The organism is Veillonella sp. CHU732 (genome assembly GCF_003992085.1).
Taxonomy (GTDB): domain Bacteria; phylum Bacillota; class Negativicutes; order Veillonellales; family Veillonellaceae; genus F0422.
The window spans coordinates 99,480-119,607 of record NZ_RQVC01000002.1 but is presented as its reverse complement, the minus strand read 5'-3'; the positions used below and the strand labels follow the sequence as shown (position 1 = coordinate 119,607).

The following is a 20,128-nucleotide window of genomic DNA, read 5'->3' as shown; positions in this document are numbered from 1 at the left end:
ATATGTTATTTTACCTTTTTATTTATTGAATAACCTTAGCAGTAACCAAAATATATAATTCTACTTCATCTTTCGTTTTACGACTATGTTGAAATAGTTTCCCAAGTAGTGGAATATCTCCTAAGATAGGCACTTTTTGCCATTGTCGCATAGTGCGTCGATCCATCAATCCACCAATAACCAATGTTTCTCCATCAGGTATGCGCACTCTTGTTTTTGCTTGTCGGGTAGTAATACGATAGGCTTTCATTTCAGGTACTAAGGTAGGGTTACTTACTTCTGCTTCCACAATGGTATCGATATGATTTCCCTGTAATACATAAGGTTTGCATAATAACCGTATACCTGCTTCTTCATAACGAATACTAGTCCTTGTGATACCATTTTGTATGGACTCTACTGTGACCGGCACGCGTTCACCAATAAGAATGGTTGCTTCCTCCCCATTAAGAGCTACAATACTAGGTCTTGCAATCAATGCCATACGACTACTTCCTTCTTTAGCAGCGACTGTAGGGTGCACTAAAAACGAATACGATGTTCCCTTAGGCATATGACCGATATGAACATTTCCTTCCATACCTGATTCAGATTTCCCGTTCATGTAAAGCCCTGAACTTTGTAATCCAGGAAATGACCATTGTACACCTAGTTCTTTTGCATAGCCTTTTTCCATAGCTAATACCGCCACATCTAACTGAACCTGCTTCGACGCTGTATGCCAAGATCGAAGTAATTTTTCTACTTCTAAAATTTCCTGAACTGTCCCGTAATAGATGACTTCATTCGTGCTTGGCATCACTTGTACATGCTCTTTAGGCACTACGGACTGAACAAGATTGCTCAATTCTTCAGGGGTGGCCGACTCCGCTACGATTCGACGCACATGTCGACGTTCTTTTTCTTCATGGCGCCCCTCTACGATGAAGGTGCCACCTTCTTCATAGACTAAAAAACCTAACTGTGATCCCAATTTAGTAATAGCCTCTCTCCCAGAATTTTCTTGTACTTCTAAAGTAACCTTCCCCTCTAATGTATCTAGTCCTACCACTGAAAGTTTTTCCGTTCTAGCTATGGTTTGCACCAATGTTCGTAACGGCATATCTTTAGCCATAATGTGCACTGCCTGTACTGGAGTAATCTCTAAAAATAATATTATCAACGCATAGGCTATTCCCCAGCAATACGTAGATTGATAGATAGGAATTGCTACCTTTCTTTTAAGATAATTTACTGTTCTAATCCACATATGTATCTCCTTCTTTCATATCTCTACCTTGCACTCCACTTAATATTTCTGCACCCTTTTTATTCTATCCATCTTACAGATCCGTTCACTCGAATTTGCACCTTTGTATCAGTAATCGTATACACCTGTACTCCATCTACTATATCTCCTTCATACACAGTATGAGTGTTTCCATTAATATCTAATACTGCGATAGGTACCTCTCCTTGTATAATCCCCAACAGTTGTACTTGCATCTCTTTTACATGTTTTATTTCATGTCTCTCATACCTGTTTCTACCAGTATCATTACCATAGAATTGTACAGTGTATCCTTCCACACTATTTTTATTACCTTTTCTTTTTCCATTCATGTTGTCCATAATAATCTTTTCTGCACCTACTACGGCTGTTGGAGTATCTCTCATTAATTCCTTTGAAAAAGCATCTAGTAAAGGATAGGGTCGCACTACATTTCGTATTGGGAAGATAAGTTTGCCCTTATCTGTATCTTCTTCTAAAGAAGAGGTATTTTTTTCCTTCTTATTTTCCCTATGCTTCTTAGCACCTTTTATTGATTTAGTGCTATCATCTATTGCTTTTTCATCAGCTTTTACCTGATTACTCTGTCCTAATGCATCACTTTCACGATGTGACTGTATAGGACTTTCTAATTGTTCAACCTCCGACCATGCGGACTCTCTCCAACCTAGATAGCAAATGAGGCACAATAAAACGGTCGCCCCGAAAACGAGACGACCGTGTGTACGTATATATCTTTCTATTTGGTTGTAGAGGTCTTTCACAGATGATACTTTCATCATGCCCTCCTATATACGATTAATATCCTTTTGGATGTAATTGATGCCAATTCCAAGCATCACGAATCACTTCTTGTACTGTACTATGAACAGGTTTCCACCCTAATTTTGCATGGATTTTTTCAGAAGATGCAATCAGCGTGCCTGGATCCCCAGCACGACGTTCACCGTAATCAACACGGAAATCTACGCCTGTCACTTCCTTGGTAGCCGCTACAATTTCATTCACACTAAATCCATTGCCGGAACCTAAGTTAAATACATCAGATTCACCACCATTATATAGATATTCCATAGCTAAAATGTGTGCAGAAGCTAAATCATTTACATGTACATAGTCACGTACGCATGTACCATCCGCTGTATCATAATCTGTACCAAATACAGTGATGGATTCACGCTTACCTAAGGCTGCATCAATAATAAGTGGAATTAGATGTGTTTCAGGTGTATGATCTTCACCAATTTCACCAGATGGATCCGCTCCTGCTGCATTAAAGTAACGCAGCGCTACAAATTGAAATCCATAAATTTTGCTATAGTCACGAAGCATATCTTCAATCATCAATTTTGTGCGACCATACACATTCGTAGGATTCCATTTAGCATCTTCTGTAATAGGTACTACTTCTGGTTCCCCATAGACAGCTGCTGTAGAGGAGAATACTAATCGATTCACGCCATGTTTACGAGCTGTTTCTACTAAGCGATAAGAGCCTACTACATTATTTTCATAATAGATTGATGGATTTACCATGGATTCGCCCACTTGAGAGTGTGCTGCAAAGTGCATGATACCATCAATTTTATGGGTATCTAGAACCTCACCTAATGCAGGGTCTGTAATATCCATTTCATAGAATGGTACTCCTGTAGGAATTGACTCCTTATGGCCTCGAGATAAATTATCTACAATCACCACTTGATGTCCTGCTCCTAATAAGGCACGTACTGTATGGCTACCAATATACCCAGCGCCACCTGTCACTAAAATATTCATTCTTACTTCTCCTATGATTTTGAAAGTTTAGGTCCTAACAATTTTTTATACACTTCTACGCCTGGTTGATTGAATGCATCTACCCCTGCTAATTGACCTTCAAAGTAGATGGCCCAGCACATTGTAAACATCAATTCTCCCAAATGAAAGGCACTCATGGTTGGAACTTGGTAGGTTCCATTAAATCGTCCATCGCTTGCTAAGGACTCTGCATTAGATGCCAAGGCAGCACGATTGATAAATCCTAAGTCAAGACCGGCTAACGCTTCTAGTTTACTATATTGGTCATACATATGTGGCACTGTTAGATTCACATGCCAATTTTCTACATCTACAAAAGATACAACTTTATCATAGCGACCTTCTTGATGTTCCTGTGTTTGGGCATGCATGTCTGTAGTACCTACCGCTACAATTGGAGTACGACCATAGTGTCCAGATTTATCATCTTTTTCTTTACCTAATGATTCCGCTAATAGCTGTACATACCATTCAGATAAAGATTTCAGACGATCTGCATAAGGCATAAACACTTCAATATGACGACCATATTGTTCAGAACCAATATATTTTAACACAGCACTTAACAAGGCTGGATTTTTCCAGACATCTTGCTCTTGAGCTGCTATATCTGCTGCTTTAGCACCTTCTAAATAGGCATGAATGTCAAAGCCTAATAAAGCACCGATTACCAACCCTACTTCTGAGAAAACAGAGAAACGACCACCAATGCCATCAGGTACAGCGAAGATGGAGTCTCTCCAACCTTCTGCAACGGCTAACTTATGTAATAACGTTTCTTTCTCATCATCTCTGGGATCTGTGACGACTAGCACTTCATAATCAATCATTGCTACTTCTAGAGCTTCTTTCACAATCATGAAGTTTGTCATTGGTTCAATAGTAGAGCCGGATTTAGAAATCAGTACCAACAATATTTTATACTCATTAGGCACATGAGCATGGTCTTCTAAAAATTGCTGCTCTTTCCATTCTCTTTGTAATTGCTTGATTAATTCTTGAGTACGTACAGGGTCAACATTATTACCACTGAAATACATACGTGGACGGTAATTACGTTCTTCATCGCTCATGGAGTTCCAAAACTCCCCACAATGTACATCAAATAATACTTTACCACCTAGAAAAGAACCACCAATACCAAAGCTGACTACAGTACTAACCTTCTTCTCTTTCAAAGCATCAAGGCGAGCCATCACTGTTGGGTTATTAATATGACCTTCCACTACATATGGTAATTGCGGGAATAACACCAATTCAGGGTCTCCATCTTTAGATAGATGTCCTTTCACAACACCATGATGACGAGTTTCTTCCGCTGCTGCTAAGGCATCAGAAATAGCAGTACCTAAGTTTGTTACATCTGCTTCCGTCACTCCACCAGGTAACATCATATTTGTATAATCATAAACAAAACCAGAGTCTAATTGAATCCGTTTCATAGTTTCCTCCTATGTACAGTATGATTGTAATTGTACTTTTATTGTACATCAAATCATGGAGAGATTAAAGGAATTTTATGAGAAATTTCCTACCAGTGTTATTTTAGTAGCGTTCCTTTCTTTGCTAATGCATCTGCACGGTCGTTATAGGCAATACCAGAGTGAGCTTTTACCTTATGAAAGTCGATACGAAGTTGTTTGCTAGCTTCTTTCATTCGTTTCGCATAGTTAGTTGTTAATGGATTATTTGTTTTCCATCTACCTGTAGCCCACATTTCAATGCCCATATAATCATAATAAAGAGAGCATGAGGTATATCCATGGTTTAGTGCATAATCCACTACATGAAGAGCTGCTAATAGTTCCCCAGACACATTCCAATATGCCACATGATTCGGATCGACACTAGAAAGAGAAAACTCTACTTCTTCCGTACCAATGAGCATAACTCCACCAGAGCCAACCACACCTTTTCGCTTATCAAAACTGCCGTCGATAAAGGCACGAATTTCACAAGGATCCGATTCTACGATTTGACTTATGTTATCAGTCTGTGTCTTAAGGTATTCACCTACGCTCATACGTTTAGACGCACTAGCAGATGTTTTCTTTGTACCAGTTCTAGTCGGTTTAATCCCTGCACTCTTAGGTAAATCGATAGAGCCCATATAGGCTTTTGCTTCTGCTTCTGTAGGGAATGACTTATACTGCGCACCAGAAAAGCCTTTGACTTGCACTTCACAGTCAGCCCAAGTCACATAGATTCCTGGATTGTGCCCTACTCGAACAGCATAATATTTCTTTGCCATACTTACCCCATTGTCAATGGCGCTATCGTGCCACCTACTACGTCTACTAATGCTTGTGGATTGACCTGTACTTGCATCCCTCTAAGACCTGCACTGACATAGACCATAGGAATAGATGTAATACTATCATCAAAATAGGTAGGAAATGCTTTTTTCATCCCTAAGGGAGAGCAGCCACCTCGTAAGTAACCCGTCAAAGGCAATAAATCTTTTACTGCAATCAGTTCTACCGATTTATTTCCACTCACTCGTGCGGCTTGTTTCATATCCAATTCCCCTTCTACAGGAATACAGAACACCACATGACCAGTTACATTGCCTTTCCCCACCAACGTTTTAAACACTTGTTCAGGCGGAATATGCAAAGATTCAGCTACATGTATACCAGCTCCGCGTTCTTCAGACCATTCGTAGGTAAACACTTCATAGTCAATATGGTGAGTATCTAATATGCGTAATGCATTTGTTTTTTTATGTCCTTTTTTACTCATAAGACCCCCTATTTGTTGGTAATCTTTGAAATATTTTTTAATTCAATACGTAAGGTACCATTTTCATTCGTTGAAATTTCTATGAACTCACGATCATTCATATATTCTACTGGAAATGAAAGTTCAATACCTGTATCTGTTTTAATTTTATGTTGCTTGCCCACTTTAGTAGCATAGGTCCGACTCACTGGCAATGGTTCAAGTAAATCTTCTTCTGCTAGCTCTTTCATAGCTGCTTCTCGCTGAATGGGGTTCGTACTAAACACTTGCTCAATAATATGTCGTGCTTCTAACGTGTCAGATACTTCTGCATTCTTAGCCAGTAATTCTTTTGTTTTAGCCATAGCTGCCACACCATCTTGCTCATGAGCTTTAGAAATTCGATCTACCACAGTGCGTACTTTTTTCACTGTATCTTTAGAAGACGGATTCGTCGTAACCTGAAAGATTCGTTCTTCCAAGAAGTGCATTTTCTCTCCATCATATTCTCCTTTCGGCTCAAAGAGACGAATGGATAAATCTGAAAGTTTAATACTTGCAAAGGCATATAGTTTTTGTGTCACTGTTGGTAAGACCACACGATGCTCTACTAATTTTGTTGCTAATGAACCATCCTCTTCTGAATATAATTGATGAGTATATCCATCATGAGCTTTACAAAGAAGAACACAAAGGTAAGCTTGCTCTCCTTGTGCTTCACAGACAATCATATCTAGTACACAAGGGTCCATTGCTTGTGCCATATAGGTAAATAAAGTCTCACCTAGTTCTTTACCAAACTCTACAAGGCTTACTTCTTGATTCTCCAATTGTTTGATCTTTCGCCCCCATGGTGTTTGGTCCGAGATATAACCAGTTCTGGCTCCAGGGTCTTGTAACGCTTTCATTACATGCATTTCAAGATAGCTCTGTATTTCTGGTTCAGTAATATCCATAGGATGATCTGAATAGGCCGACATAGATGATGTAAAGTCAAACACTTCTAGTACAGCTGCATTAATTTGCATAGTTCCTCCTCAATAACAAAGAGCTTTGCCTTCGCAAAGCTCTTATGATGTTATCTATTATCTTTCACATAGTGATAGGTATTTTCCAGTCCTTTTTGTAATGTCCATTTAGGCGTATACCCTAAACATTGTTTTGCTTTTGCAGTGCTCAATAAAGAATGTTTAATATCACCAATGCGCGGTTCTTCATAATGACGTTCTACCGTAGTGCCAGCAATATCTTCTAATGTATCAATTAAATCATTCACGGAAATTCCAGTTTCTGTACTCACATTGATGACACCTGTTACATCATTATTCAATCCCAATATATTTGCTTCTACTACGTCATCCACATAGACAAAGTCACGTGTTTGTTCTCCATCGCCAAAAATTTTGATGGATTCACCATTCGCCACATGTTCGCAGAAAATGCTAACAACGCCACCTTCACCACCATTTCCTTGACGTGGTCCATATACATTAGAATAGCGATAGCAAATATAAGGTAATCCAAAAGATTCTTGGTAAATACGCAAATAGCCTTCCGTAGTTAATTTTGTCAATCCATAGCAAGAACGAGGCACTCCTGCCAATTCTTCCGTAAGAGGTAATACCTCTAAATCACCATATACAGCAGCAGAGGATGGCATAAGGAATTTTTTTACTCCCACTTTAACTGAGGCTTGTAATAAATTCAATAGTCCCATTAGATTGATATCACAATCTTCTGTTGGATGTACCATGGATTCTGCTACTACTGTTTGCGCTGCCTCATGAAATACATAGTCCGGTTGAAAGTCTTCAAACACGTCATATATTCTTTCATCTCGTATATCCAATTCTAAAAATTCAGCTTGTTCATTCACAAATATTCGCAATCCACTGCTTAAATTGTCAATGACAAGTACACGATGTCCCTCTTGAATCAATCTGTCTACTAGATGTGATCCAATAAAACCGGCACCGCCTGTTACAATTATATTCATGTTCCTCATTCCTGTATCAATGACTGTCTTAGTAATATAAATTATACACCGTATCTAGTATAGCGCAATAGTATGTATCCTATAGGGCACTTAAGCGTCTATATACTGAACTAATTGCTCACAGTGTTCTTTTGCTTGTCTATGAATCACTTGTAGCTGTGCTTCTTCACCTGTATACAGCATATTGCCAGTGAAAACACCACCTTTAAAATTCATTTTACAGAACTTACAAGTAGCTTCACAAGTTTTAAAGATTTCATCAATGGTAATGCCTTTATCACCTTGCAATGTATATTCATCATTACCACAAGCAGCGGTAAGACCAACAACCATATCCTTACCGGCTACTGCATAGGTATCTGCTCCATAGGCCCAACCATAAGCAAACACTTCTTCAAACCATCTCATAATCAGAGATGTTAAAGAATACCAAAATAAAGGAGACTGAATCACAATCGTATCCGCCCATAACAACTTCTCACGTTCTGCTTCTACATTAATCTTGTAATCTCCGTAGAGCACTTCCAAACGATCAAACTCGGCATTAGGATATTTTTCTTTAAGCAACGCGAGAATCTCTTTGTTTGCCACAGAATTTTCTTCGTGGGTATGACCTGTTACAATTAAAATGTTTTTCATTTCTATACCTCCCCTAATTTAGATACTTATATAGTACACTCTATTATCGTTCTCGTTGGATATCATAGTCTGTACCATTTGTCCGAATGGTAACAGTCCCCATCGTATCTGTACGATAGATATCTACATGTTCCTCCAATAAACGTGCCATAGCTTTCTCACCAGGATGTCCATAAGAATTATGTAAACCTGCAGAAATAACAGCTACTTCTGGTCGAACAGAACGAATAAAATCTTTTTGACTGGAACCATTACTACCATGGTGTCCCACTTTTAAGACCTTACTAGACATTTTTGTATTTTGCTCTTTAATAAGACGTGCTTCTTCTTCTTTTTCCGCGTCACCAGTCATAAGCATAGAAAACTTACCAAATGTCAGCTTACCTACAATGGAGTTATTATTTTGATGAACTTCACCTTTTTTGTCAGCCATCACTTCCCCTTTCCAAGGGGCATAGACCTCAAAATACGCTCCATTTCCTAAGTCTAACCGATCACCTTTATGAAGTGTTTCACGATGAATCTGTTTTGTCTCTATCGTTTTTAAATAGGTTCTATAGGTACCACTATCGATATCGATGCCATTATCATAGACATGTTTAATCGGGATTGCTTTGGCAATAGCATAGAAACCGCCAATATGGTCCGCATGAGGATGTGTCAAAATGACATTTTCTAATTCCTTCACACCATATTTTTTTAATAAGGCGACCACCTGTGGTCTATGTTCAATATCACCTGTATCAATCATGGAAAATCTATCACCAATTTGGAGTAAAATTGCATCTCCTTGTCCGATATCTAGTACATGAACTTTCATAGTACCAGTTGGTGCTTGCGTAGATTGACTGACTTCTGTCTTTGCAACATTTGCATTCACCTGTGAAAGTTCTTTTCCACAACCTAGTAGGCTAAGTAGTGATACTACCAACACACCTAACAAGAGTAGATATTTATATATTGTTTTTTTCATTTTGAAGTACTTTCTAATTTCTACGTATTATCACGATTATCTCAGAGGTATCATCTGCATATAACCATCTATCGTTGGTAATACACGTCCAATTCGCTGTGCCACCTCTGTAGGAGTAAACCCAGGACCAAGGTCCTCTAAGGCTATATCTCCGGCTCGACTATGGGCATATATTGCAACATTGATTGCATTTGTAGGATCCTGTTCTTGATTCAACATAGAACCAATAACACCAGCCACTACATCACCCATGCCACCAGTCCCCATATATGGGTTACCATTCGTTGTTACAAACACCTTACCATTAGGCGTAGCCATTATAGTAGGTTGTCCTTTTAGGACAACATATACGCCGTGTTCTTTCGCAAATTCACTAGCATATCCAATAGGATCTTGGTTAATGTCTCCTATACTTTTTCCTGTAAGAGCAGAGAATTCGCCTAAATGCGGTGTTACTACAACGACATACCCTTTCTTACCTAATGTATACGAGCACTGTTTTAACAGCGATACATCATTAGAAATCGCTATGAGCCCATCTGCATCAACCACCATATGGCTACCTGTAACAGATTGCATCCATTGAAGTAAATGTTTCCTATCACTATTGCTTCTGCCACCACCAGGGCCAATGACTACTGTTCTATTTCCATCTAGTTGTTCTACATTGTTACAATCACGAATCATCATTTCAGGGCGACTCAAGGAACGCAACGCATCTAACTCATTTGTACCAGACAGTATAGTCACTTTTCCAGCTCCACTGCGTAAAGCTCCTTCAGCACTTAATATAGGGGCCCCATAAATCCCTGGAGAACCACCAACAATATAAACATGTCCATTTGTCCCTTTATGGGCAATAGGAGAACGAGGCTCTACAGACAAGGAGTCTGCATTGTTCCAATAGATTTCCTGACAATTCTGATCAGATTCCCCTAATGCATGATGGGGAAAAGGATATCCAATACTGCCTAAAGTCATTTTCCCTACGCATTGACGCCCTGGATACATGAGCATTCCCACTTTAGGAGCTAACAATGTAATTGTTTCATCTGCTCTGAATGAAAAGGCGTCGGCATTTCCTGTTAAGCCGTTCACACCACTAGGAATATCGATGGCAATACATGTTCGTGTCTCACTATTACAACGCCATGCTTTACATTGCTCAAAGATAGTTCCTATCTGTTTGGGTAGTTCACCATGGAAACCTGTACCAAACACACCATCTACCACAACACTTACATCCCGTAATATATGGGAGGGTATTAGATTTCCATTAAACTCCATCATCTCATCAGTCACAATCGTAATCGTATCTTCTAGAGTATGTACCACCTTCCATTGTTGTTGAAACAAAGGAGAACCTTCTTCTGGATTCCCACATACAACAACATAGGGCGTCACTTCAGGCACTTCTGTTAACAATCGTGCTGCCACTAAGGCATCACCACCGTTATTGCCAATGCCACAAAGAAATAAAACTCCCTTGGGCCCCTTTACTTCTTGTATATATCTATGTACTACCTCAAAAACAGATCGTCCCGCTTGTTCCATTAAATGAGATACTGGAAGTCCTAAACTTTCAATATATTGATCTACTATGTTAACTTGCTTTGGTGTTAATAGTCGCATAGGTCTATCCTCTAATATACAATGACAGTACTCGTAGCATATTCACGACAATGACTAATAGAAACTTGCATCGTTTCATATCCTAAGGCTTTCATTTGTTGTCCAAAATAACCGGTACAAGTCAAAACAGGAGCTCCCCAAGCATCATGCGTCACTTCTATATCTTGCCACGAACCATGGCGAAATCCTGTCCCCAAGGCTTTTACACACGCTTCTTTAGCCGCAAAAATGCCCGCAAAGGATGCTGCTGCTTGTTTGTTACGTCCCCACGCATAGTTTCGTTCGTATTCTGTAAATACTCGTTGTAAAAAAGTATCCCTTTCAATCGCTTGTTCCATACGATGAATTTCTATGATATCTGTACCTACTCGAATCATCTTAGCCTCGTAATTTGGCAATCATCATCGCTCTATCTTCTGCTCCGAATACAGCAGAACCAGCTACTAATAGAGTAGCCCCGGCTTCACGAACTAATGGAGCTGTTTCCAAGTTAATACCACCATCTACTTCTACAACAGCTTTTGTATTACCTACCGAGTCCAATAGTTCTCGAGCTTGCTTTACTTTTTTCACTGCATTATGAATAAACGATTGGCCGCCAAATCCTGGATTTACACTCATAATTAAAATTAAATCTAAATCTTCTGCAATATCTTCTAGTAAGGATACTGGCGTAGATGGATTTAAAGAAACGCCTGCTTTCATACCAGTTGCTTTGATAGCTTGAATCAAACGATGCGCATGTGGCACAGCTTCCCAATGAAAGGTAAAATACTCCACCCCTATCTTGGCATACTCTTCTACATAATCACCTGGATTTTCTACCATTAAATGTACATCAAAAGGCAATTTCGTATGTGGACGCAATGCTTTTACCACAGGAGCACCAAATGTTAAGTTTGGCACAAAATGTCCATCCATCACATCAATATGTAATAAGTCAGCACCACCTTCTTCGATAGTACGAATATCTTCTCGCAAATTAGAAAAATCTGCCGATAACATAGATGGGGCAATTTGAATCATTTTATCGTCTCCTTTGATCTTCAAGTTCTGATTTAATCGTCAAATAGGATTGGTATCGTTGCTCACTAATCTGCCCATTAGCTAAGGCATCTTTCACAGAACAAATAGGTTCATGACTATGGGAACAAGGACTAAACTTGCATCCCCTATCATGGTCACCAAACTCGGGGAATGTATGCACTAACTCTTCTACAGTCATCCCTGTATGCTCTAGAGCTGAAAATCCTGGTGTATCCATGATAAAGGAACTTTCATCTAAGCTGTATAAAGAGGCATGGCGCGTCGTATGGCGACCACGTTTAATCTTATCGCTAACAGCTCCTGTTTGAAAGGCAAAATTCGGATCTACTGCATTTAGCAAACTACTTTTACCTACTCCAGAAGGGCCGGCAAAGGCACTGATTTTACCATGTAATACATGGCGTAACTCATCAATCCCTTCACCAGTATACGTGGACGTACAGAGTACAGTGTAACCGATATTTTCATAGATAGATTTCAGTTTCATCGTATCTTCTGTATGCAAATCATATTTATTAATCACTAGTACTGGAGGAATACGACTATGATGAATCATCACTAATAAACGATCCAATAATAAAGGATGAACATCTGGCTCTCGAGCGGCTACGACTACAATGACTTGGTCAATATTGGCGATAGCTGGTCTACGTAATGAGTTTCTTCTCTCTTCAATAGAATCAATCCAACCATCGTCTGTAATATGCACCGTATCTCCTACTAAGAGAGAATATCGTTCTTTTTTTAACCGTCCTCGAACCTTACATTCATGTACATCTCCACTTGGAGTTTGTACATAAAAGTACCCATTCATATTCTTAATTACAACACCTTGTTTCATAGTTTCTCCTATAAGGATTGCTCTTGTACTAATGCATTATTTAAGTAAATCTGAACTCGTACATTGCCGGATCCAGACACACTTTTTACAATGCGATCTCCTGGTGCATTAGTGCCATCATAGACAACACGTCCACCGTCATCATCGATGACTACTAATTTCACATGTTGCGAGGCACGTCCATTCGGTACCGTTACATCCACAACACCTTTCGTAGTACCTTGTTTCGCATTAGCTCCGTCTTTTTTGCCATCTTTTGGTTGTCCAACCAATGTGATACTTTCATCTCGTTTCACCGAAGACCCTGGAGCAGGGCTGACAGCTGTAACAACAGCAGAATCTTCATTAGAACCAGAAATTTTACTAATGCTTAAGCCTAAATTTCCTAAAGCTTCTTTCGCTTCTTTAATGGTCATACCCACAACATTCGGAATCTCTACAGTAGTCGATTTAGTTTGATTAATCGTAATATCTACAGTGGCTCCTTTGGAAGCTTTGCCTCCAGCTTGTAGACCTTGGCTAATCACTACACCATCTTCTTTACTAGAATCACTTTCATAAGATATTTTACCAATTGATAAGCCTAACGCTTTTAATTTTTCTCTAGCTTGGTCAAAGCTCATACCCTGCAAGTCTGGTATCGTAATATCTCCCGCACCTTTGCTGACTACTAAATGTACCATACGCTGTTCTTTGACAGATTCCCCTGCTTCAGGGCTCTGTGAAATGACCTGTCCTGCGGGCACATCCGAATTAGTTACTTCTGAGCTAGATACCCGTAGATGTCGTTCTTCTAACAATCTCGTAGCTACACTTAGTTGTTTACCTACCACATTTGGTACGTCTACAGTAGAATTACTCCAGAAGTTGCCAAAGCTCAAGAAGGCCCATAAAAAGGCAAGTAAGAAAGCAAATACGGCACCACCAATGACATATTTTTGTGGCAAACTACCTAATTTTGCCAATATGCCTTCTTGCTGTTCTTCCTCTTCTTCTAGTACCTCTGTCTCCAATGGAGGCAGCACTTGTGTCGCAAAATCATGTTGCATTGGCCGTGCTGATGTGCCGCCACGATAGCCTAATGACATACGTAACGCCTGAATCATTTCAGAAATAGATCCAAACCGTTTGCCTGGCTCTTTTTCTAAAGCTATCAATACCACCTGCTCTAATTGTGGCGGAATCATAGCATTCTTAATACGTGGTGCTACTACAGGGTCTTTCACATGTTGTAATGCCACACTAACAGGCGTTTCCCCTCTAAATGGAACTTCTCCTGTTAGTAATTCATAGAGAACAACACCTAATGAATAAATATCGGTACTCACATTGATGCTCTTACCGCTAGCTTGTTCTGGAGAAATATAATGGGCTGACCCCATCACAGAATTGGTATACATCATCGTCGTAGCTGAGTTAATAGCTCTGGCAATACCAAAATCTGTTACCTTCACACGTCCAGAATCAGTAATCAATATATTATGTGGCTTTACGTCACAGTGAACGATACCCATCATGTGAGCATGCTCAAGGCCCTCTGCAATGGCTACTGTAATTTTTACAGCTTCTTGCACAGTCACCTGAGCGCCATGATGCTGAATGTATTCTTTCAACGTACATCCAGATACATATTCCATAATGATGTAATGAAAGCCCTGATCAAATCCAACATCGTACATGCTCACTACATTGGGATGATTTAGTTTCCCTGCCGCTTGTGCTTCCCGTTTAAAACGAGCCACAAAATCTTGATCGCTACCAAAATTTTGATGCAGAATTTTAATAGCCACAGGTCGTCCCAATAGTGTATCTTTTCCACGATATACATCGGCCATACCACCAACGCCTATCTTCTGTTGTACCTCATAGCGATGGTCAAAGACCAATCCCACTAATGTATGTCTATCCATAAGTCACCTCTTTATATACGTCCAAGTACGATTGTTACATTATCTCGTGCTCCCGCATCATACACAAGGTGCACTAAATCTTCCAAAGCTCTACTTTCATTGTTTTCTTCTGAAAGCACTTGTTCAATCTTAGATTCTTCAATATAACCAGACAAACCGTCACTACATAATAGGATACGGTCATTCTGATGCACTTCAACTACGCCTGTATCTACTTCTACAGTTTCATACACTCCGATGGCTCGAGTCAACATATTTCGTTTCGGATGATGAATGACTTCTTCTTCAGTAATCGTTCCTGCTTCTACTAATTGCTGTACCATAGAATGATCTTTTGTCATACGGTGCAAACCATCTTCTCCATACCTGTACAAGCGACTATCACCTACATGAGCCCAATACAGGGTATCTTCTTGTACATAGGCGACAACCGCTGTTGTACCCATACCTTCCAGCTCCTTGTAGGATTGGCTCTTTTCATAGACAATGCGATTTGCTTTTAGAATGGCGTTCTTTAATACTTCTGTAGACATTTCAGTAGCCTCATTAACTACTTCTACAATGGTATCAACTACCATGGTACTAGCATATTCTCCACCTGTGTATCCACCCATACCATCTGCTACTATTAGCAGTGGCCCTTGGGCATAAAAACGATCTTCATTACGTTGGCGAACTAATCCAGTTTTACTGATTCCTAAACTAATCATAACATCCCTTCTTTCAAAGATTGTTGATGTTGTATTTTCAACTGTCCACAAGCTGCTTGAATTTCATCGCCCATTTCTTTACGAATCGTTACAGACACGCCGTAGGACTCTACAATAGACTTAAACTCTTGCATAGCTTTCATAGACGGTTTATATAAATTAATATGTTCATTTCCATTCACAGGAATTAAATTAACATTACAATGAGGAAATTGTTTTGCAATCGTACCTAACTCATGAGCTTCTTTATCAGAGGCATTCACATCTTTAATTAAAATATATTCAAAGGTTACACGGCGTTCTGTCCGTCGATAATATTCTGCCACAGCATCTAGCACATCTTGTAACGCATAGGTGGCACCGATAGGCATAATTTTCTTTCTACTTTCATCTGTAGTAGCGTGCAGTGATAAGGCCAATGTTATGGGTAATTCCAACTCGGCAAATCGGTAAATATTCGGCACTAATCCACAAGTGGATACTGTCATACGACGATAACCTATATTAAAGCTTTCTTTTTTATGAATGAATTGCAATGCTTCCATCGTATGGTCAAAATTTTGTAATGGTTCTCCAGATCCCATAACAACGATGGAGTGCACTTCTTCTTTAATGATGCTTTCAAACAGTAATAACTGCCCTACAATTTCAGCTACCGTCAAGTTCCGAAATAGGCCTTCTGTGGTGGATGCACAAAAAATACATCCCATAGCACATCCCACTTGAGATGACAAGCACACAGAGTTCCCATAATGTTGCTTCATCAGTACCGTTTCTACTTGATGCCCATCAGAATATCTGAGCAGTAATTTTTTTGTATTTCCATCTGAACTAGTAGATTCTCTCACCACTGTAGGAAGTGTAATCGTACAGTGTGTGGTAAGCCATTCACGCATTGTCTGTGGAAGCTGTAACATATCTTCCATAGAGAATACGTGACGTTGATAGATATAATCCATAATCTGCTTCGCTCTAAATTTGGGAAACCCTCCATCTGTCACAAATTTACTTAAAGCTGGCAATGAAAGTCCAATTAATTCTATCATGCTCTCTCCTTACGTAAACGGGCTATAAAAAATCCGTCCATATCATATACGTGTGGCAATAAAGTAACCATATAACCTTCTGCTGCAAACGGCAACAGTGGAGCCACATCTTCTAAGACGAAATTAGGGTTATCTTGTAAAAATCTTTCCACAACCCCTTCATTTTCCAAAGTATTGATAGTACATGTAGAATATACTAAGTGTCCTCCTACTTTTACATAGGAACTAGCATTTTGTAATATTTGTTGCTGCAACTTTGGCAATTCTTGTAATTGGGATTCTTCTTTTCGCCAACGCATATCTAGTTTTTTCTGTAAAATTCCTAGACCTGAACATGGTGCATCTACAAGTACGGCATCAAAAGAATCTTTCCATTGTGCCTCTTTTACTGTAGCATCACCTTGTTGAGTCTGTACATTAGACATACCCATGCGTTTAGCATTTGCCTGTAACAGTTCTACTTTATGCTCATGAATATCCGTAGCTACAATGGTTCCTGTATTGCCCATAAGGGTTGCCATATGCAATGTTTTGCCACCCGGTGCTGCACAGATATCTAAAATCTGCATATGTTGTTTAGGTTGTACTGCATAAGCTACAGCCATAGAGGCTTCGTCCATGAATGTCATCAATCCCTCTTGTACCCATTTTGCTTCCTGCAATTGTCCTTTGTGAGATTTGATGATAATCGCATCTGGAATCATATGACTAGGCTCTACCATCCAGTTTGCCTCTGAGAGCTCTTCTAATAAATCATCCCGGCTAATTCGTAAAGTATTCACTCGCGCTGTCAATAATGGAGTTTCATTGAACCATTCGCAGAGATCTATCGTTTCTTCTACGCCTCGTTGCTCTATCCATAAACGGACTAGCCATAAAGGTTGATTATAAATATAGGAAATTCTCCCCGCTTCCGAAGTGGCTAAAGCATCTACTCCAATATCTTCACGCTGTCTATCTACATTACGAAGCACAGCATTGACAAAGCGGTCTGTACCAGGAGCCACTTTTTTGGCAAGCTTTACACTTTCATTCACAGCCGCACTCGATGGTACCTTATCCATATAGAGTAATTGGTACACACCGAGTCTAAGAATCTCTAATACAAAAGGAGATAATTTTTTTACTGGTTTCTTAGTGAAGTGAACGATAATCGCATCTAAATAGTTTTGACGTCGCACCACACCATATACCAATTCTGTGAAGAATCTACGATCTAAATCTTCTAGTCTTTCTTGTATCATATACTGAGGCAATACAATATTGGCATATTTCTTATCTCGATGTATATCTACCAAGGCTTTCATAGCTAGGCGCCGAATATTTTTATGTTCTTTCTTTTGTTTCGTTTCCATACAGTAACCTTTCTATGACAAGTCTAATGTCTTCTGTATTGACTCGCGTATTACAACAAGGGCCACAAGGTCGTTCATTTAAGACACCTATTACGGGAATGGGAAACACATCTGCCATACCACTAACTAAGTCTCTTTCACAGGCAATTGCCACAATCGCTTGAGGACGAATTTCCTTAATTTTTAAACGTGCTAAAGTACCACCTGTAACGACCACAAAGTGGCATCCATAGGTATCGGCAATATCTAGCAAGGTTCCTACTTGGCATCCCCCACAACGCTTACAATTATGTACATCTGTAGTCACTTTATGTACACAGCTAGATAATTGTATGCAATGCGGTGTAAGTAATAATAATCGTTCTAGTTCCACGCGATATACTTGAGTGCTCACAAGATGATTGATTAACGCAATTAAGGATTGACTCACTTCATCCTTCGTATATCCAAAGCATCTAGCTAAGACCGTTACCAAAGGAAATAAAAGATATAACCCACGATTAGACAGTCGCAGTAGAATCGGATGTTGTATAGGGTACATTGTAACTAATGCCATGTATATCCACATGGACCACCCTATCAATATGGGTAGTAGTAGCGCCCCTTCTCCGATAGATCCTGCAACAGGTCCCCATTGAGACAAGCTAGGATGCATCATCCACACAATCCAACCCCATACCATTGATATCAATAGTATTGCCACAGCCGTCACTGTTAAATACAGACGATAGGATTTATTCATCGCCAAAACAAGCTCCTACTGCTAACTGATGACCACGAGCAAAATCACCGGCATTCATTCGTTTTTTATTGTCTGGCTGCACTTCAGTGACACGTAAGACGCCATGACCAGTGAAAATACTGAAAGATTCTTTATCTACATTTACTATTGTACCCTCTTTAGGATAGCCACAAGCTCCTTGTAAATGCTCAGGAGAATACTTAGAGGTAGGGTCAACTTTCGCATGCCAGAACTTAATCCGTTTTCCCTCTAAGAATGTATAACACCCAGGGCTTGGATTGAAAGCTCTAATTTTCGCAGCTAATGTATGTGCTGGTTCTGTAAAATTGAGATGCCCCATCTCTTTCGTAATTTTTCCTGTTCCAATGGCTTCTTCATGATTTTGAGTGATTCTAGTTAATGTACCTGCTTGTAAAGCATCTACGGCTGGTACAATCATTTGTGCCCCTAATTGTGCTAAGGCGGTAAAAATCGTACCAGATGTATCTTCTTCTGTCACTGGAATGCGTTCCATTAGTAGAATATCCCCTGTATCTAAGCCTTCATCCATATGCATAATCGTCATACCAGTTTCTGACTCTTCATGAAGAATCGCATATTGGATAGGCGCTGCACCTCTAAATTTAGGTAGCAAAGAGGCATGTAAATTAATGCACCCCAATGGAGGCTGATGAATGAGCCACGGAGGTAAAATCTTACCATACGCAATGACTACGACAATATCAGGAGCCAAAGTTTGCAACACTTCCTCTGCTTCCTCATTGCGTAAGGATTTCGGTTGATACACAGGAATATCATACTGTAACGCCAATTCCTTCGTCGGTGGCATTTGCAATTTATTGCCTCGTCCTTTCGGCTTATCTGGTTGGCAAAAAACACCTACTACTGAATGGGTACTGTCAATTAAAGCCTGTAACGTAGGAACTGCTATATCTGGCGTTCCCATGAAAACTATACGTAATGGATTCATTATTGTTGTTCCTTTTTATGGATAAAAATCTCATTGGGATTCACTAACTTTTCCACAAATAAAATGCCATTCAAATGGTCGATTTCATGTTGAAAAATACGCGCTAAAAATCCTTCTGCTTTGATTTTAATCTTTTTGTTATTTCGATTGATGCCATGTACTTCAATTTTATCGTATCGCTCTACATCGCCAAATAATTCAGGTACGCTCAAACACCCTTCTAAACCTATTTGAGAGCCTTCTTTTTTCACGATTTCTGGGTTAATTACTTCAATTAATCCATTTCCATCATCTAACACAATGATTCGTTTGGATACATTAACTTGTGGTGCTGCTAAGCCTACACCATCTGTTTTATACATCGTTTCCGCCATATCATCTAATAATTGACGAATTTTTTTATTTACGAACTCTACTGGTTCTGCAATTTGTTTTAATACAGGATGACCTGTTTTCATTACTTCTAAAACTGCCAT

Annotated in this window: 21 protein-coding genes; all 21 read right to left on the bottom strand. The window is 39.5% G+C overall.

Going from position 1 to position 20,128, the window contains the following annotated elements; genetic code table 11:
* Nucleotides 1-22: 22 nt before the first annotated feature.
* Nucleotides 23-1,249 carry a type II secretion system protein GspD gene (locus EO121_RS01495; protein WP_127165513.1) on the bottom strand — a complete coding sequence of 409 codons (1,227 nt, stop codon included), beginning with the start codon at nt 1,247-1,249 and terminating at the stop codon, nt 23-25.
* Between the two features lie 59 nt (nt 1,250-1,308).
* Nucleotides 1,309-2,049 carry a hypothetical protein gene (locus EO121_RS01490; protein WP_127165511.1) on the bottom strand — a complete coding sequence of 247 codons (741 nt, stop codon included), beginning with the start codon at nt 2,047-2,049 and terminating at the stop codon, nt 1,309-1,311.
* 19 nt (nt 2,050-2,068) lie between these two features.
* Entirely contained in the window at nt 2,069-3,049 is a 981-nt protein-coding gene (galE, locus tag EO121_RS01485) for a UDP-glucose 4-epimerase GalE (protein ID WP_127160843.1), read from the bottom strand.
* 11 nt (nt 3,050-3,060) lie between these two features.
* Nucleotides 3,061-4,512 carry a glucose-6-phosphate isomerase gene (locus EO121_RS01480; protein ID WP_127165509.1) on the bottom strand — a complete coding sequence of 484 codons (1,452 nt, stop codon included), beginning with the start codon at nt 4,510-4,512 and terminating at the stop codon, nt 3,061-3,063.
* A gap of 98 nt (nt 4,513-4,610) precedes the next feature.
* Nucleotides 4,611-5,321, bottom strand: coding sequence for a viroplasmin family protein (locus EO121_RS01475; RefSeq protein WP_127165507.1), 711 nt, complete (start codon nt 5,319-5,321; stop codon nt 4,611-4,613).
* Between the two features lie 2 nt (nt 5,322-5,323).
* Entirely contained in the window at nt 5,324-5,812 is a 489-nt protein-coding gene (gene ybaK, locus EO121_RS01470) for a Cys-tRNA(Pro) deacylase (protein WP_127010845.1), read from the bottom strand.
* A gap of 8 nt (nt 5,813-5,820) precedes the next feature.
* Nucleotides 5,821-6,819 (bottom strand): nucleoid-associated protein, encoded by a 999-nt coding sequence (locus EO121_RS01465; protein ID WP_127160840.1) that lies wholly within the window; start codon nt 6,817-6,819, stop codon nt 5,821-5,823.
* 50 nt (nt 6,820-6,869) lie between these two features.
* Nucleotides 6,870-7,787 (bottom strand): NAD-dependent epimerase/dehydratase family protein, encoded by a 918-nt coding sequence (locus EO121_RS01460; protein WP_127165505.1) that lies wholly within the window; start codon nt 7,785-7,787, stop codon nt 6,870-6,872.
* Between the two features lie 90 nt (nt 7,788-7,877).
* On the bottom strand, nt 7,878-8,426 hold the full coding sequence (locus EO121_RS01455; protein WP_127165503.1) for an NAD(P)H-dependent oxidoreductase: 549 nt from the start codon (nt 8,424-8,426) through the stop codon (nt 7,878-7,880).
* A gap of 43 nt (nt 8,427-8,469) precedes the next feature.
* The gene (locus tag EO121_RS01450) at nt 8,470-9,399 is read right to left on the bottom strand and encodes a ComEC/Rec2 family competence protein (protein ID WP_127165501.1); all 930 of its coding nucleotides are present in this window, start codon (nt 9,397-9,399) and stop codon (nt 8,470-8,472) included.
* 36 nt (nt 9,400-9,435) lie between these two features.
* A complete protein-coding gene (locus EO121_RS01445; protein ID WP_127165499.1) occupies nt 9,436-11,031 on the bottom strand; it encodes an NAD(P)H-hydrate dehydratase in 1,596 nt (531 codons plus the stop codon).
* A gap of 11 nt (nt 11,032-11,042) precedes the next feature.
* Complete coding sequence (gene acpS / locus EO121_RS01440) at nt 11,043-11,405, bottom strand: holo-ACP synthase (RefSeq protein ID WP_164725825.1); 363 nt, start codon at nt 11,403-11,405, stop codon at nt 11,043-11,045.
* A gap of 4 nt (nt 11,406-11,409) precedes the next feature.
* Nucleotides 11,410-12,057 carry a ribulose-phosphate 3-epimerase gene (gene rpe / locus EO121_RS01435; RefSeq protein WP_127068454.1) on the bottom strand — a complete coding sequence of 216 codons (648 nt, stop codon included), beginning with the start codon at nt 12,055-12,057 and terminating at the stop codon, nt 11,410-11,412.
* 1 nt (nt 12,058) lies between these two features.
* The gene (rsgA, locus tag EO121_RS01430) at nt 12,059-12,919 is read right to left on the bottom strand and encodes a ribosome small subunit-dependent GTPase A (RefSeq protein ID WP_127165495.1); all 861 of its coding nucleotides are present in this window, start codon (nt 12,917-12,919) and stop codon (nt 12,059-12,061) included.
* An 8-nt stretch (nt 12,920-12,927) separates the two neighbouring features.
* On the bottom strand, nt 12,928-14,829 hold the full coding sequence (pknB, locus tag EO121_RS01425) for a Stk1 family PASTA domain-containing Ser/Thr kinase (protein ID WP_127165493.1): 1,902 nt from the start codon (nt 14,827-14,829) through the stop codon (nt 12,928-12,930).
* 11 nt (nt 14,830-14,840) lie between these two features.
* Nucleotides 14,841-15,539, bottom strand: a complete 699-nt coding sequence (locus EO121_RS01420; protein WP_127165491.1) for a Stp1/IreP family PP2C-type Ser/Thr phosphatase — start codon at nt 15,537-15,539, stop codon at nt 14,841-14,843.
* Nucleotides 15,536-16,585, bottom strand: coding sequence for a 23S rRNA (adenine(2503)-C(2))-methyltransferase RlmN (rlmN, locus tag EO121_RS01415; protein ID WP_127165489.1), 1,050 nt, complete (start codon nt 16,583-16,585; stop codon nt 15,536-15,538). Before rlmN ends, EO121_RS01420 begins: the two co-directional genes overlap by 4 nt.
* Nucleotides 16,582-17,940, bottom strand: a complete 1,359-nt coding sequence (gene rsmB, locus EO121_RS01410) for a 16S rRNA (cytosine(967)-C(5))-methyltransferase RsmB (RefSeq protein WP_127165487.1) — start codon at nt 17,938-17,940, stop codon at nt 16,582-16,584. Before rsmB ends, rlmN begins: the two co-directional genes overlap by 4 nt.
* Entirely contained in the window at nt 17,912-18,682 is a 771-nt protein-coding gene (locus tag EO121_RS01405; RefSeq protein ID WP_127165585.1) for a DUF116 domain-containing protein, read from the bottom strand. The genes rsmB and EO121_RS01405 overlap by 29 nt, the downstream gene beginning before the upstream one ends.
* Nucleotides 18,675-19,652 carry a methionyl-tRNA formyltransferase gene (gene fmt, locus EO121_RS01400; RefSeq protein ID WP_127165486.1) on the bottom strand — a complete coding sequence of 326 codons (978 nt, stop codon included), beginning with the start codon at nt 19,650-19,652 and terminating at the stop codon, nt 18,675-18,677. The genes EO121_RS01405 and fmt overlap by 8 nt, the downstream gene beginning before the upstream one ends.
* Entirely contained in the window at nt 19,652-20,128 is a 477-nt protein-coding gene (def, locus tag EO121_RS01395; RefSeq protein WP_126938717.1) for a peptide deformylase, read from the bottom strand. The genes fmt and def overlap by 1 nt, the downstream gene beginning before the upstream one ends.

Coding starts and splice junctions, on each gene's coding strand:
- EO121_RS01455 (WP_127165503.1), bottom strand. CDS start 8,426: ATGAAAAACATTTTAATTGTAACAGGTCATACCCACGAAGAAAATTCT.
- EO121_RS01480 (WP_127165509.1), bottom strand. CDS start 4,512: ATGAAACGGATTCAATTAGACTCTGGTTTTGTTTATGATTATACAAAT.
- EO121_RS01405 (WP_127165585.1), bottom strand. CDS start 18,682: ATGAATAAATCCTATCGTCTGTATTTAACAGTGACGGCTGTGGCAATA.
- galE (WP_127160843.1), bottom strand. CDS start 3,049: ATGAATATTTTAGTGACAGGTGGCGCTGGGTATATTGGTAGCCATACA.
- EO121_RS01490 (WP_127165511.1), bottom strand. CDS start 2,049: ATGAAAGTATCATCTGTGAAAGACCTCTACAACCAAATAGAAAGATAT.
- EO121_RS01475 (WP_127165507.1), bottom strand. CDS start 5,321: ATGGCAAAGAAATATTATGCTGTTCGAGTAGGGCACAATCCAGGAATC.
- EO121_RS01420 (WP_127165491.1), bottom strand. CDS start 15,539: ATGATTAGTTTAGGAATCAGTAAAACTGGATTAGTTCGCCAACGTAAT.
- EO121_RS01450 (WP_127165501.1), bottom strand. CDS start 9,399: ATGAAAAAAACAATATATAAATATCTACTCTTGTTAGGTGTGTTGGTA.
- pknB (WP_127165493.1), bottom strand. CDS start 14,829: ATGGATAGACATACATTAGTGGGATTGGTCTTTGACCATCGCTATGAG.
- EO121_RS01465 (WP_127160840.1), bottom strand. CDS start 6,819: ATGCAAATTAATGCAGCTGTACTAGAAGTGTTTGACTTTACATCATCT.
- EO121_RS01445 (WP_127165499.1), bottom strand. CDS start 11,031: ATGCGACTATTAACACCAAAGCAAGTTAACATAGTAGATCAATATATT.
- rpe (WP_127068454.1), bottom strand. CDS start 12,057: ATGATTCAAATTGCCCCATCTATGTTATCGGCAGATTTTTCTAATTTG.
- fmt (WP_127165486.1), bottom strand. CDS start 19,652: ATGAATCCATTACGTATAGTTTTCATGGGAACGCCAGATATAGCAGTT.
- EO121_RS01460 (WP_127165505.1), bottom strand. CDS start 7,787: ATGAATATAATTGTAACAGGCGGTGCCGGTTTTATTGGATCACATCTA.
- def (WP_126938717.1), bottom strand. CDS start 20,128: ATGGCAGTTTTAGAAGTAATGAAAACAGGTCATCCTGTATTAAAACAA.
- rlmN (WP_127165489.1), bottom strand. CDS start 16,585: ATGATAGAATTAATTGGACTTTCATTGCCAGCTTTAAGTAAATTTGTG.
- ybaK (WP_127010845.1), bottom strand. CDS start 5,812: ATGAGTAAAAAAGGACATAAAAAAACAAATGCATTACGCATATTAGAT.
- EO121_RS01495 (WP_127165513.1), bottom strand. CDS start 1,249: ATGTGGATTAGAACAGTAAATTATCTTAAAAGAAAGGTAGCAATTCCT.
- rsgA (WP_127165495.1), bottom strand. CDS start 12,919: ATGAAACAAGGTGTTGTAATTAAGAATATGAATGGGTACTTTTATGTA.
- rsmB (WP_127165487.1), bottom strand. CDS start 17,940: ATGGAAACGAAACAAAAGAAAGAACATAAAAATATTCGGCGCCTAGCT.